The 13,053-nt window shown below is 50.7% G+C and carries 12 protein-coding genes; 11 read left to right on the top strand and 1 reads right to left on the bottom strand.

What is annotated here, in order from left to right; genetic code table 11:
• Positions 1-21 precede the first annotated feature (21 nt).
• The 4 genes from AC6R0L_RS08215 (at position 22) to lnt (ending at position 4,150) form a co-directional block, all read left to right on the top strand.
• Positions 22-1,134 carry a PhoH family protein gene (locus AC6R0L_RS08215; protein WP_334555152.1) on the top strand — a complete coding sequence of 371 codons (1,113 nt, stop codon included), beginning with the start codon at positions 22-24 and terminating at the stop codon, positions 1,132-1,134.
• Positions 1,131-1,592, top strand: a complete 462-nt coding sequence (gene ybeY, locus AC6R0L_RS08210; RefSeq protein WP_500628828.1) for an rRNA maturation RNase YbeY — start codon at positions 1,131-1,133, stop codon at positions 1,590-1,592. The genes AC6R0L_RS08215 and ybeY overlap by 4 nt, the downstream gene beginning before the upstream one ends.
• A 108-nt stretch (positions 1,593-1,700) precedes the next feature.
• The gene (corC, locus tag AC6R0L_RS08205; RefSeq protein WP_334555150.1) at positions 1,701-2,600 is read left to right on the top strand and encodes a CNNM family magnesium/cobalt transport protein CorC; all 900 of its coding nucleotides are present in this window, start codon (positions 1,701-1,703) and stop codon (positions 2,598-2,600) included.
• A gap of 17 nt (positions 2,601-2,617) precedes the next feature.
• Positions 2,618-4,150, top strand: coding sequence for an apolipoprotein N-acyltransferase (gene lnt, locus AC6R0L_RS08200; protein WP_500628827.1), 1,533 nt, complete (start codon positions 2,618-2,620; stop codon positions 4,148-4,150).
• 13 nt (positions 4,151-4,163) lie between these two features.
• Here lnt and AC6R0L_RS08195 read toward each other — a convergent pair whose 3' ends face one another.
• Positions 4,164-4,634 (bottom strand): zinc ribbon-containing protein, encoded by a 471-nt coding sequence (locus AC6R0L_RS08195; protein WP_487903195.1) that lies wholly within the window; start codon positions 4,632-4,634, stop codon positions 4,164-4,166.
• A 129-nt stretch (positions 4,635-4,763) separates the two neighbouring features.
• Here AC6R0L_RS08195 and leuS point away from each other — a divergent pair, with 129 nt between their 5' ends.
• From leuS to rodA, 7 genes are all read left to right on the top strand, one after another.
• Positions 4,764-7,337 (top strand): leucine--tRNA ligase, encoded by a 2,574-nt coding sequence (gene leuS, locus AC6R0L_RS08190; protein ID WP_500628826.1) that lies wholly within the window; start codon positions 4,764-4,766, stop codon positions 7,335-7,337.
• Positions 7,338-7,494: 157 nt separating this feature from the next.
• On the top strand, positions 7,495-8,115 hold the full coding sequence (locus AC6R0L_RS08185; RefSeq protein WP_334555146.1) for an LPS-assembly lipoprotein LptE: 621 nt from the start codon (positions 7,495-7,497) through the stop codon (positions 8,113-8,115).
• 20 nt (positions 8,116-8,135) lie between these two features.
• Positions 8,136-9,149, top strand: a complete 1,014-nt coding sequence (holA, locus tag AC6R0L_RS08180) for a DNA polymerase III subunit delta (RefSeq protein ID WP_487903192.1) — start codon at positions 8,136-8,138, stop codon at positions 9,147-9,149.
• A gap of 96 nt (positions 9,150-9,245) precedes the next feature.
• Positions 9,246-9,563: a ribosome silencing factor gene (gene rsfS, locus AC6R0L_RS08175; protein WP_334555144.1), complete on the top strand. Its 318-nt coding sequence runs from the start codon at positions 9,246-9,248 to the stop codon at positions 9,561-9,563.
• Between the two features lie 3 nt (positions 9,564-9,566).
• On the top strand, positions 9,567-10,037 hold the full coding sequence (rlmH, locus tag AC6R0L_RS08170) for a 23S rRNA (pseudouridine(1915)-N(3))-methyltransferase RlmH (RefSeq protein WP_334555143.1): 471 nt from the start codon (positions 9,567-9,569) through the stop codon (positions 10,035-10,037).
• Between the two features lie 7 nt (positions 10,038-10,044).
• A complete protein-coding gene (mrdA, locus tag AC6R0L_RS08165; protein WP_487903191.1) occupies positions 10,045-11,931 on the top strand; it encodes a penicillin-binding protein 2 in 1,887 nt (628 codons plus the stop codon).
• Positions 11,931-13,052 carry a rod shape-determining protein RodA gene (gene rodA, locus AC6R0L_RS08160; protein ID WP_487903190.1) on the top strand — a complete coding sequence of 374 codons (1,122 nt, stop codon included), beginning with the start codon at positions 11,931-11,933 and terminating at the stop codon, positions 13,050-13,052. Before mrdA ends, rodA begins: the two co-directional genes overlap by 1 nt.
• Position 13,053 lies beyond the last annotated feature (1 nt).

Below are 13,053 nucleotides of genomic sequence, written 5' to 3'. Positions count from 1 at the left end.
GGCCAATTATGTGAGGCAACTTTGAGCAATAAAATCGTTACGCTAGAAATCGATCTAGAACCTTCAGATAACCGCCGACTCGCCAGTCTATGCGGTCCATTCGATGACAACATCAAACACCTTGAGCGACGTTTAGGGGTAGAGATCAGCTACCGAGGCAACTTTTTTACCATCGTAGGTAAGCCTCATACTGCCGCGGCAGCGCTTGAAATCGTCAAAACACTCTACGTCAACACGGCGCCAGTACGTGGCACCATTCCTGATATTGAGCCTGACGAAATCCATCTTGCGATCAAAGAAACGGGCGTCCTTGAGCAAAATCTTGAGTCGAATATTGAGCATGGCAAAGAAGTCTTCATCAAAACGAAGAAGGGCGTCATCAAACCACGTACGCCAAACCAAGCCCAGTATCTCGTCAACATGGTGACGCACGACATCAGCTTTGGTATTGGCCCTGCCGGTACAGGTAAAACCTACCTTGCGGTCGCCGCTGCAGTCGACGCATTAGAGCGCCAAGAAATTCGCCGTATTCTACTCACGCGTCCTGCGGTCGAAGCCGGTGAAAAGCTCGGTTTCCTACCGGGTGATTTGAGCCAAAAAGTCGACCCTTATCTGCGCCCACTTTACGATGCGCTGTTTGAGATGCTCGGTTTTGAGAAGGTCGAGAAACTGATTGAACGTAATGTCATTGAAGTGGCGCCGCTTGCGTACATGCGCGGCCGAACCTTGAATGATGCGTTTATCATTCTCGACGAGAGCCAGAACACCACCGTCGAACAGATGAAAATGTTTTTGACTCGTATCGGCTTTAACTCACGTGCTGTGATCACTGGTGATGTCACGCAAATCGACTTACCACGCGGCGCGAAGTCTGGCCTGCGTCATGCGATTGAAGTGCTCAGTGACGTTGAGGAAATCAGCTTTAACTTCTTCCAGTCTGATGACGTGGTTCGCCACCCTGTCGTCGCTCGTATCGTCAACGCCTATGAAAAATGGGAAGCGCAAGATCAAAAAGAGCGCAAAGAGTATGAAAAGCGTCGCCGTGAAGAGCGCGAAGCGAAACTGCTCGACACTCAGGTCGCGTCTGCGCCACAGGCACACGTTGCCCCTTCGACAGAGAGTAAAGAGTCATGAGCATCGAACTCGATCTGCAACTCGCGGTCGAACAAGAAACGGGGCTACCGACATTCGAGCAGTTTAGCCAATGGCTAAACGCCGCGGTCACCCTTTTTCAATCGGATGCGGAAGTGACGATTCGCATCGTAGATAGCGAAGAGAGCCAACAGCTCAATCACGAATATCGCGGCAAAGACAAGCCAACCAATGTGTTGTCTTTTCCTTTCGAAGCACCACCGGGCATCGAGATGGATTTGCTGGGCGACCTGATCATCTGCCGCCAAGTGGTTGAACAAGAAGCCAATGAACAAGGTAAACCCTTGATGGCACATTGGGCGCATATGGTTGTACATGGTAGCTTGCATCTGCTAGGTTATGATCATATTGAGGATGACGAAGCCGAAGAAATGGAGTCTCTCGAAATCGAGATTCTAGACAAAATGGGCATCGCCAATCCTTATGAAACGGAAGATTGAGTGTCGGCTTTCGGCACTCAGCATCGTCACTTTACGCTCAATTACCTCCATGAGCGCGAGTGCTATGTGAGCTACCACACTTTGGTAGCGTGACTAAAATGAGAAACAATGAACGACGACAATTCTCCCTCTGCCTTAGAAGGTAAGAAAGAAAAATCTGAAGGTCCGAGTAGAAAGTCCTTCTTCGGACGCCTGGGCCAAATCTTCCAGGGCGACCCAAAAGATCGCCAAGAGTTAGTGGAAGTATTCCGCGACTCGGAAGTAAACGACGTAATTGACCATGACACCCGCGACATGCTCGAAGGCGTCATGGAGATTTCCGAGATGCGAGTGCGTGATATCATGCTGCCTCGCTCTCAGATGGTCACTATTGACCGCAATGACGATCTGGATGCGCTAGTAATGCTGATTACCGATGCACAACACTCTCGCTACCCTGTCATTAGTGAAGACAAAGACCACGTTGAAGGCATCCTACTAGCGAAGGACTTATTAAAATACTTAGGCTCTGACAGCTCGCCATTTAACATTGAGGAAGTGATCCGCCCTGCGGTGGTTGTTCCTGAAAGTAAACGCGTTGACCGACTCCTTAAAGAGTTTCGTGAAGAGCGTTACCACATGGCGATTGTCGTCGACGAATTCGGTGGTGTGTCTGGATTGGTGACGATCGAAGACATCTTGGAAGAAATCGTCGGTGAAATCGAAGACGAGTTCGACGATGAGGAAGAGATCGATATCCGCAAGTTGAGCAAACACACCTTTGCGGTGAAGGCGCTGACAACGATCGAAACCTTTAACACCACATTCGGTACTTCTTTCAGCGATGAGGAAGTCGATACTGTGGGCGGCTTAGTCATGACGGCGTTCGGTCACTTACCTTCACGAGGGGAAGTGCTGGAAATCGACAACTACAGCTTTAAAGTCACCGCCGCGGACAACCGCCGCGTACTGCAACTTCAAGTGACGATCCCAGAAGAAGACGCTCAACCTGAGCCTACTCAAGAGTAGTATTAGAGATCACATCCATGATGAATCCCCTCATTCATCGCCTAAAACGGCCGTTCGCGGCCGTTTTTGTTGGCGCCGCAACCACGTTTGCTTTTGCACCTTATCAACTGTGGCCCTTAGCGATTATCAGCCCTGCACTGCTGCTGCTTCTCATCCACCAGCAGTCGAGTAAACGCAGTTTTGCGATTGGTTATGCTTGGGGACTTGGTCAATTTTCCACCGGCATCAGCTGGGTTCATGTCAGTATTGATACCTTCGGCGGCATGCCAAAAATCGCCAGTCTGTTTTTAATGGCGCTGTTGGTCGGCTATCTTGCTCTCTATTCGGCACTCGCCTGTTACCTGATAAATAAGTGGTTTCCTGCACTTTCAAGGCGCCGCTATTTCCTTGCCTTTCCGGCTCTTTGGCTGCTCATGGATTGGTTACGAGGCTGGGTAATGACTGGCTTTCCATGGTTGTGGCTCGGCTACAGTCAAATCGATAGCCCGCTTGCCCAGTTCGCCCCGCTAGGTGGCGTTGAGCTGATTACCCTTTTGTGTGTGTTAAGCGCGAGTGCCCTAGCCTTTGCGTGGCTTCGACGCCAATGGTCAATCCTGTGGATTCCCCTTGTCATTCTCGCAACAGGCTTCGGTCTGCGCAGTGCACAGTGGGTAACACCAAACCCTGACAGCAGTACTCGTTTTGCGTTGATTCAGGGCAACATTGACCAAGCAATCAAATGGGTTCCGAGTCAGCGTTGGCCGACCATGATGAAGTACACCGATTTGACCCGTGAAAACTGGAATGCCGATATCATCATCTGGCCAGAAGCGGCGATTCCTGCGTTTGAATTTGAAATCGCCTCTTTCCTTTCCAACTTAGACTCAGCGGCGAAGATGAACGACAGCGCCGTGATCACCGGCGTCGTCAATATGGGTGAACAGCGTCAGTTCTTCAATAGCATCTTGACCTTAGGTAAGTCTGGGCGTGATGAGTACCGTTATGATCTGAGCGAGCGCTACCACAAGCATCATCTTCTACCCTTTGGTGAGTTCGTGCCTTTTGAGGAGATATTACGCCCGCTGGCTCCTTTCTTTAATCTGCCGATGTCTTCTTTCAGTAGCGGCGCGTTTATCCAACCCAACGTGTACGCCAACGGTCGCCATTTCGCGCCCGCGCTCTGTTATGAGATCATCTTTAACGACCAAGTAAGGCAAAACGTTAACGATGAGACCGACTTCATTTTGACTCTCTCCAATGACGCGTGGTTTGGTCACTCGATTGGCCCGCTGCAACACATGGAAATTGCACGAATGCGTGCGTTAGAGCTGGGTAAGCCTGTGATTCGTTCGACCAATAATGGCGTCACGGCGGTCACAGACTATCAAGGAAAGATCACCGCGCAAATCCCGCAGTTTGAAACCGCAGTGCTCACTGCACAAGTGGTCTCCACCACAGGGCAAACGCCGTACCATCAATGGGGTACGTGGCCATTGTATTGCTGGGCGGCATTGAGTCTGTTGGGGGCATTTCTGTCTTCAAGACGGGGCGAACGCCCCATCACTCAGTAAAACAACCACGCGGTTAAGGTTGTAGCGCTTGCCGCGTAAAGCCTTTGCAACCGCATTTAGTACAAGCAATGATAGTAGTGGGGTGGTTGTATTCGGTTTTATGGCCACAATCATCACAAACCAACACCCCAAGCCCTATCACCTCACCGGCCTGATAAAGTCCTTGGTGCTCCAAGTCTGTAAATAGCTCCACCCACTCCACTTTGGTTCGATCGGTTATCTCAAGCAAGCCTTGCCAAATCGAGTCTGCAATCATCAGATAGAAAGGGCTGCTTTTCGAGCGGTCATAGTTGTCGGCAAACTCCTTCAAGTCTGATTTGACATAGGCGGAAACCAGCGCCAATTCGTCTTTAGTTAAATCGTTCGCCGCCTCGACCACCTTACCTGATGTCTCTAGCACATGGTTGACTTCTTCCGGGCTATGTTTGAGGGCTTCGAGAACATCCTCAAACATCTCCTCATAACCGGCTTTCTGTTTTGCCATGGTGACCTCCTTAGGAATAATCCAGAATTTCCGCTATTGTTGTGCACCTCTCCTTTAGGTATTCTATGACGATCTATTTATGTCTGTTCGAACTGAACTCACAATTTCCAAGATAACCGGATATCATCGATGCAAGAGCAATACAACCCGCAAGATATTGAACAGAAAGTTCAAAAGCACTGGGATGACAACAAGACCTTTGTTGTAAGTGAAGACCCAAATAAAGAAAAATTCTACTGTCTGTCTATGTTCCCTTACCCAAGTGGTCGTCTACACATGGGTCACGTGCGTAACTACACCATCGGTGATGTGGTCTCTCGTTTCCAACGTCTGCAAGGCAAAAACGTCATGCAGCCTATCGGTTGGGATGCATTTGGTCTTCCGGCTGAAAACGCGGCGGTGAAAAACAACACGGCACCAGCGCCTTGGACTTACGAAAACATCGAATACATGAAGAACCAGCTTAAGCTTCTTGGCTTCGGTTATGACTGGAACCGTGAGTTCGCGACATGTACGCCAGAGTACTACCGTTGGGAACAGGAGTTCTTCACTAAGCTTTATCAAAAAGGCCTCGTTTACAAGAAGACCTCTTCTGTTAACTGGTGTCCAAACGACCAAACCGTTCTTGCCAACGAGCAGGTTGAAGACGGCTGCTGCTGGCGTTGTGACACGCCTGTAGAGCAAAAAGAAATTCCACAGTGGTTCATCAAGATCACTGAATACGCTCAAGAGCTACTAGACGACCTCGACAATCTAGACGGCTGGCCTGAAATGGTGAAAACCATGCAGCGCAACTGGATCGGTCGCTCTGAAGGTGTTGAACTCAAGTTTAAAGTCAAGGGTCAACAAGACCTAGAAGTCTACACAACACGCCCTGACACACTCATGGGTGTGACGTACGTGGGCATCGCGGCAGGTCACCCTCTTGCTGCTCTGGCGGCTCAAACCAACCCAGAGCTTGCTGCGTTTATCGATGAGTGTAAGAACAATAAAGTCGCGGAAGCGGAACTGGCGACCATGGAGAAGAAAGGTATGGCGACGGGCCTTACTGCTATTCATCCATTGAACGGTCGTGAAGTGCCAATCTTTGTGGCGAACTTCGTCCTGATGGATTACGGTACAGGCGCAGTTATGGCGGTACCGGCGCACGACCAACGTGACTATGAGTTCGCGACCAAATACGGTCTCGATATCGTACCGGTTATCAAACCCGTTGATGGCAGTGAGCTCGACATCTCTGAAGCGGCCTACACAGAAAAAGGCGTACTGTTCGATTCCGGTGAATTCGATGGCCTAGAATTCCAAGCGGCATTCGACGCAATCGCAGCCAAGCTAGAAGCAGAAGGCAAAGGGACTAAAACTGTTAACTTCCGTCTGCGTGACTGGGGTGTATCTCGTCAGCGTTACTGGGGGGCGCCAATCCCAATGGTAACGACTGAAGACGGTGAAGTTCACCCAGTACCAGCTGACCAACTACCAGTCATTCTGCCAGAAGACGTGGTCATGGACGGCGTAACAAGCCCTATCAAAGCCGACAAAGAGTGGGCGAAGACCACATTCAACGGCGAACCTGCGCTGCGTGAAACAGACACCTTCGATACCTTTATGGAATCATCTTGGTACTACGCGCGTTACTGTTCACCACAAGCGGACGACATCCTTGATCCTGAAAAAGCCAACTACTGGCTACCAGTTGATCAATACGTTGGTGGTATCGAGCACGCGTGTATGCACCTGCTCTACTCTCGCTTCTTCCACAAACTCCTGCGTGATGCTGGTTACGTCACCTCTGACGAGCCGTTCAAGCAACTGCTGTGTCAAGGCATGGTACTGGCAGACGCCTTCTACTTTGAGAACGAAAAAGGCGGTAAAGAGTGGGTAGCGCCGACCGATGTGGCTGTCGAACGTGACGGTAAAGGTCGCATTATTTCGGCCAAAGACAACGCGGGCCGTGATGTAACGCACTCAGGCATGATTAAGATGTCTAAGTCGAAAAATAACGGCATTGACCCACAAGAGATGGTCGACAAGTACGGGGCTGACACCGTACGTCTATTTATGATGTTTGCCTCGCCAGCCGATATGACATTGGAATGGCAAGAGTCTGGTGTAGAAGGCGCGAACCGCTTCCTGAAACGCGTGTGGAAACTGGTCAATGAGCACACATCAAAAGGCACAGCTGAAGCAGTGGATGCGTCTTCCTTGTCGGGTGACCAAAAAGCATTGCGTCGTGATGTCCACAAAACTATTGCTAAAGTGACCGATGATGTTGCACGTCGTCAAACCTTCAATACCGCTATTGCCGCAATCATGGAGCTAATGAACAAGCTATCAAAAGCGCCACAAGACTCAGCGCAAGATCGTGCGATTTTGGATGAAGCACTGAAAGCCGTGGTCGTGATGCTTTACCCTATCACTCCGCACATCTGTTTTGAAATGGGCAATGCGCTCAACATCACAGACATCGACAACGCGGCTTGGCCACAACATGACGAGAAAGCGCTGGTTGAAGACGAGAAACTGATCGTCGTTCAGGTCAACGGTAAACTACGTGCCAAACTCACTGTGGCGGCCGATGCCAGCAAAGAAGAAGTGGAAGCACTCGGTTTGGGTGATGAGAACGTCACCAAGTTCACAGAAGGCTTGACGATTCGTAAAGTGATTTACGTCCCGGGCAAACTTCTCAACATCGTGGCGAACTAATCCCATTAGTTCGAGTCTTAAGCAGGGCCTAGTGCCCTGCTTAACTTCGATGAGCGTTTTATTTTTGACAGAGCGCTCACCGAAGTTATCCAACCACTGTGGTCTATAACACTTTCGTTCATACTATTAGTATTCTTAACCAAAGAGCCGTTCACTCATGCGTCTATTTTCAATCTCATCCGTTAAGCTAACCAGCGCACTGTTGGTTGCCTCGCTTCTTGCTGGTTGTGGTTTCCACTTACGTGGTGATTACTCGGTTCCAGAGGAGCTCGATAAGATGTCATTGACCAGTTACGACAAATACAGCACCTTTACCCGCATGATGAAAGCGCAGCTACGTATGAGTGAAATCGAGATCGTGCCACCGGCGGAAAACATCGCCAATTTGCACCTGATCAGTGAAGGCGTTGGCGAGCGCACCCTCTCGCTTTACCAAAACACGCGTGCGGCGGAGAAAGAGCTCACCTTCCGTGCCTCCTATCGCGTTACCGTGCCCGATCTTGGCACCAAAACCTTCTCTACGAGCGTCACCCGTAGCTACCTGGATAACCCGCTGTCAGCGCTAGCGAAATCGGTTGAGCGCGACATGATCGAAGATGAGATGCGCAAGCTCGCAGCCACCCAAATCATTCGCCAAATGGCGCGCCTTAAAGCCGATATCGAAGCCAACGAAATCGAGCTAGAGAACGAAGAACAAGTACAACTCAAAGCGCAAGAAGAGCAATATCGCGTCAAGACCTTTTACAGCGATGATGCGCCCGCTCCGGTCACTGAGTAATCCCGAGTTCGTTATCGCGCATGAGAATTTTTGCAGATAGGTTAGCTCAGCACCTAAACCACCAACTTGATCCGCTGTTTTTGATATTCGGCAGCGAGCCGCTGCTGATTCAAGAGTCTCGCCAAGCCATACACGCCAAAGCCCGTGAAGCGGGTTTTGAAGAGCGTCACCGCTATACGGTCGACAGCCGCTTTGACTGGGCGCCCGTCTATGATGCGTGCCAAGCGATGAGCCTATTCAGCGCCCGGCAAGTGATCGAGCTGGAACTTCCAGAGTCGGGTGTCAATGCCGCAATGGCCAAAGAACTGCTGGCCATTGCCGAGCTTCTTCACAGCGATCTGTTGTTGATCATCATCGGCACCAAACTGACCAAAGCCCAAGAAAACGCCAAGTGGTTTAAGACGCTCAACCAACAGGGATGCTGGGTCAGCTGCGTCACGCCTGATTTAGCCAGATTGCCCCAATTCGTCCAAACTCGCTGCCGCGCCCTAGGCTTGCAGCCGGATGCCGAAGCGACCAAGATGCTTGCTCAGTGGCACGAGGGAAACCTCTTCGCTCTGACGCAAAGCCTAGAGAAACTTGCTCTGCTCTATCCCGATGGCAAGCTGACCTTAGTGCGACTTGAAGAGTCGTTGAGCCGTCACAATCACTTCACCGCATTTCATTGGATTGATGCCCTGCTGGCAGGCAAAGCCAATCGTGCCGATCGTATTTTGCGCCAGCTTGAAGCGGAAGACGTCGAGGCTGTGATCCTTGTCCGCACGGTTCAAAAAGAGCTTGAGCAACTACTGGCGATGAAATCGCTGATGCAAACCCTGCCATTGGCGCAAGTGCTGGAACGCTACAAAGTTTGGTCCTCCAAACGTCCGCTCTATTCCAGCGCTTTGCAAAGATTGGATACTGCGCGCCTTATGCGACTCCTGCAACTGCTGGCCCAGATTGAACTGACTGCCAAAACGCAATATGAGCAGAGCCCTTGGCCACAAATACATCAACTGAGTCTGGAAATTTGCTTGCCACAAGTGCACATTTGAAATGCGTGGTATACTTCGGCCCCAACAGAGTAGGCCGTGCAGAGCCCTGTCATCGCCGCTAGCCATACGCTCATCCAAACAAGAGAGGAACAACACTTGCAACTAGAACAGCTTAACGAGTTTCTTGTCGACAAAGCCGACGACATGAAAGCGCAAAACATCACTGTGCTCGACGTACAAGGAAAATCAAGCATTACCGATTTTATGATTGTCTGCACAGGCACGTCGAAGCGTCATGTCTCGTCCATCGCTGATCACGTTGCAAAAGAGTCCAAACTGGCCGGCCTAGTGCCACTCGGTATTGATGGTCAAGACCTAGGTGAATGGGTGGTGCTGGATATGGGTTCAACCATTGTTCACGTCATGCAAGAAGAGCAGCGCGAGCTTTACCAACTGGAAAAACTCTGGAGCTGATCGATGAAACTTCAACTCATTGCAGTCGGCACCAAAATGCCCAAATGGGTAGAAGAGGGATTTCAAGAGTACCGCCGCCGTTTCCCTCACGATATGCCTTTAGAGTTGGTGGAAATTCCAGCAGGAAAACGAGGTAAAAACGCCGACATTGCAAGGATTTTGCAAAAAGAGGGCGAAGCCATGCTCGCCGCCGTGCCAAAAGGCAGCCGAATTGTTACTCTCGATATTCCTGGTAAAAAATGGGACACCCCCCAACTTGCAGAACAACTGGAGAGTTGGAAGCTAGATGGTCGTGACGTATCGATTTTGATCGGTGGCCCAGAAGGTTTAGCCCCTGCGTGCAAAGCCGCCGCGGATCAAAGCTGGTCACTGTCCGCGTTAACTTTACCTCACCCTCTGGTACGCATTGTGATGGCAGAAAGCCTGTACCGAGCGTGGAGCATTACCGCCAACCACCCATATCATCGAGAATAACCAATAGATGTTGCGAAAGCGTAGCCAAATTAGGGATTATCAGGAAGAAGCGCGGCTATTCAAAGGCCGTGCTATTGTCGCTTTCTTAGGCATTGTCGTCATGATGGGGCTACTGGTTGGTAACCTCTACAACATCCAGATCAATCAATACCAAGATTACAAAACTCGATCTAACGACAACCGCATCAAAGTGGTGCCGATCGCCCCCAATCGTGGTTTGATCTATGACAGAAACGGCAAGCTGCTGGCAGAAAACCGCCCAGTATTTAGCCTCGAGATCACCCCAGAGCAAATCGACGATATGGAAGATACCCTGAGTCGATTACAAAGCATCGTCACCATCACAGACGATCAGATTGAACGCTTTGAGCGCGAGCGTCGTCAAACTCGCCGCTTCAAATCGGTGCCGATTCTTACTCAGCTCACTCAAGAACAAGTGGCTAAGTTTTCCGTGCATCAGCACAAGTTTCCTGGTGTCGCCGTGAACGCGGCGCTCAAACGTCACTACCCTTATGGTGAAGTCCTCACTCACGTGATTGGCTACGTCTCTCGAATCAACGATCGTGATATGCAGCGTTTGATACGTGAAGAGAAAGACGCCAATTACCAAGCCACTCGTGACATCGGTAAACTCGGCATCGAGCGCTACTATGAGGACGTACTGCATGGTATTGCGGGCTACCAAGAGGTGGAAGTCAACAGCCGTGGGCGCGTAATTCGTACATTGAAATACGTACCACCTGAGCCCGGCAAAGACATCGTGCTCAACCTTGATATCGACTTGCAGCTCTACATCCATGAGTTACTCGCCGACCGACGCGGCAGTGCCGTGGTACTTGACCCACACGACAATGGCGTGCTCGCCATGGTCTCAAGCCCAAGTTACGATCCTAATGCCTTCGTGCATGGTATTTCAGGCAAAGATTACAACGCGCTATTGACCGATAAGAATCGTCCGTTGGTCAACCGTGCGACGCTGGGTATCTATCCGCCAGCATCAACCATCAAGCCATTTATGGCTGTCGCGGCGCTGCAAGAGGGTGTCGTCACCCCCTACACCACCCGCAATGACCCAGGCTACTGGAAGATCCCCAATTCGAAGACGAAACCTTTTCGTGACTGGTTGCGTTGGGGGCATGGTCGCGTGAACATCGTGCAATCGATAGAAGAATCCGTCGATACCTTCTTCTACCAAATCGCTTACGACATGGGTATAGATCGCATCTCTCAATGGATGATGATGTTTGGCTTTGGCGACTACACCGGCATCGATATTCACGAAGAGAGCAAAGCGAACATGCCAACCAGAGAATGGAAAATGGCAAGGCATCGCGTGCCTTGGTATCAAGGTGATACGATTCCTGTTGGTATCGGTCAAGGCTATTGGACCGCAACGCCTATGCAAATTGCCAAGGCGACGTCTGTGCTGGTTAACCGAGGAAAAGTCATCGCCCCGCATCTATTGCGCGCCACCATTGACAATGGTGAAGAGTTTGCGAAGCGTCAACTGGCCGACATCGACACCTACCCACCCATCACTGGCGTGAAGGACAAATTTTGGGAGATGTCGATTGAAGGAATGCGTTTGGTAAACCACGGTAAGAAAGGCACCGCGCGACGCGCCTTTACCAACACAGAATACGTCAGTGGGGGTAAATCCGGTACCGCGCAGGTGTTTGGGCTTGCAGAAGATCAAGAGTACAACGCAGAAGAGCTGGCCGAGCACCTGCGAGATCACGCCTTGTTCACTGGCTTTGCGCCACTGGAGGATCCTGAAGTGATTGTCACCATAGTACTAGAGAATGCCGGCGGCGGCTCATCACAAGGGGGACCTGTGGTCCGTAGCGTGTTTGATCATGTTCTCGTTGAGAAAAAACAGGAGGCGGCACAGTAATGGATTTCAATCCAGCCACCGGTCAGAACCGAGCGCTTTTTGAGCGCTTTCATCTCGATCTGCCTTTGCTACTTGGTCTACTCGTCCTGATGGGTTTTGGCTTAGTGGTGATGTACAGCGCCAGTGGTCAAAGCCTGGCGATGATGGACCGCCAAGCGATGCGCATGGCGCTGTCACTGGGTGTGATGTTGTTGCTCGCCCAAGTGCCGCCCAGGACCTATGAAGCCTTAGCGCCTGTCATGTTTATCGGCGGCGTTATCTTGTTGTTTGGCGTACTGTTTTTTGGTGAGGCCTCTAAAGGCGCGCAGCGTTGGCTCAACTTGGGCTTTGTGCGTTTTCAGCCATCAGAGCTGCTTAAATTGGCGGTGCCGCTGATGGTGGCGCGCTATATCGGTAAACGTGCGCTGCCACCGAGTTTTCAAACCTTGGTTGCGTCACTGGTAATGGTGTTCGTGCCGACGATTTTGATCGCTAAACAGCCCGACCTTGGCACCTCGATTCTCATCGCAGCATCGGGGATTTTCGTCATTTTCCTTGCCGGGATCAGTTGGCGCATTATTTTCGCCGCGCTGTGCGCCGTTGGTGGTTTTTTACCGATCTTGTGGTTTTTCCTCATGCGCGAGTATCAGAAAGTTCGCGTGCGCACCCTATTCAATCCAGAATCCGATCCACTTGGCGCGGGCTATCACATAATCCAAAGTAAAATAGCCATCGGCTCAGGCGGAATTAACGGTAAAGGGTGGTTACAAGGTACTCAATCTCAGCTAGAGTTCTTACCCGAGCGCCACACCGACTTTATTTTTGCGGTGATCGCCGAAGAGTGGGGATTGATCGGCATCTTAGTGCTGCTCAGTCTCTATCTGTTTATTATTGGTCGAGGTCTGTTTTTAGCGAGTAAAGCCCAAACCGCCTTTGGTCGTATGATGGCAGGCAGTATCGTTTTAAGCTTCTTCGTCTATGTATTTGTCAATATTGGTATGGTGAGTGGCATTTTGCCCGTGGTTGGCGTGCCGTTACCGTTAATCAGCTATGGCGGCACCTCGATGGTGACGCTCATGGCGGGTTTTGGCATATTGATGTCGATCCATACCCATAGAAAAGCATTTTCAAAGGCAACCTAAT

Source organism: Vibrio sp. R15-SG3-ISO1A, from assembly GCF_059833955.1.
Note: the sequence above shows the minus strand (reverse complement) of the source record. Positions and strands in the feature narration are given on the sequence as shown.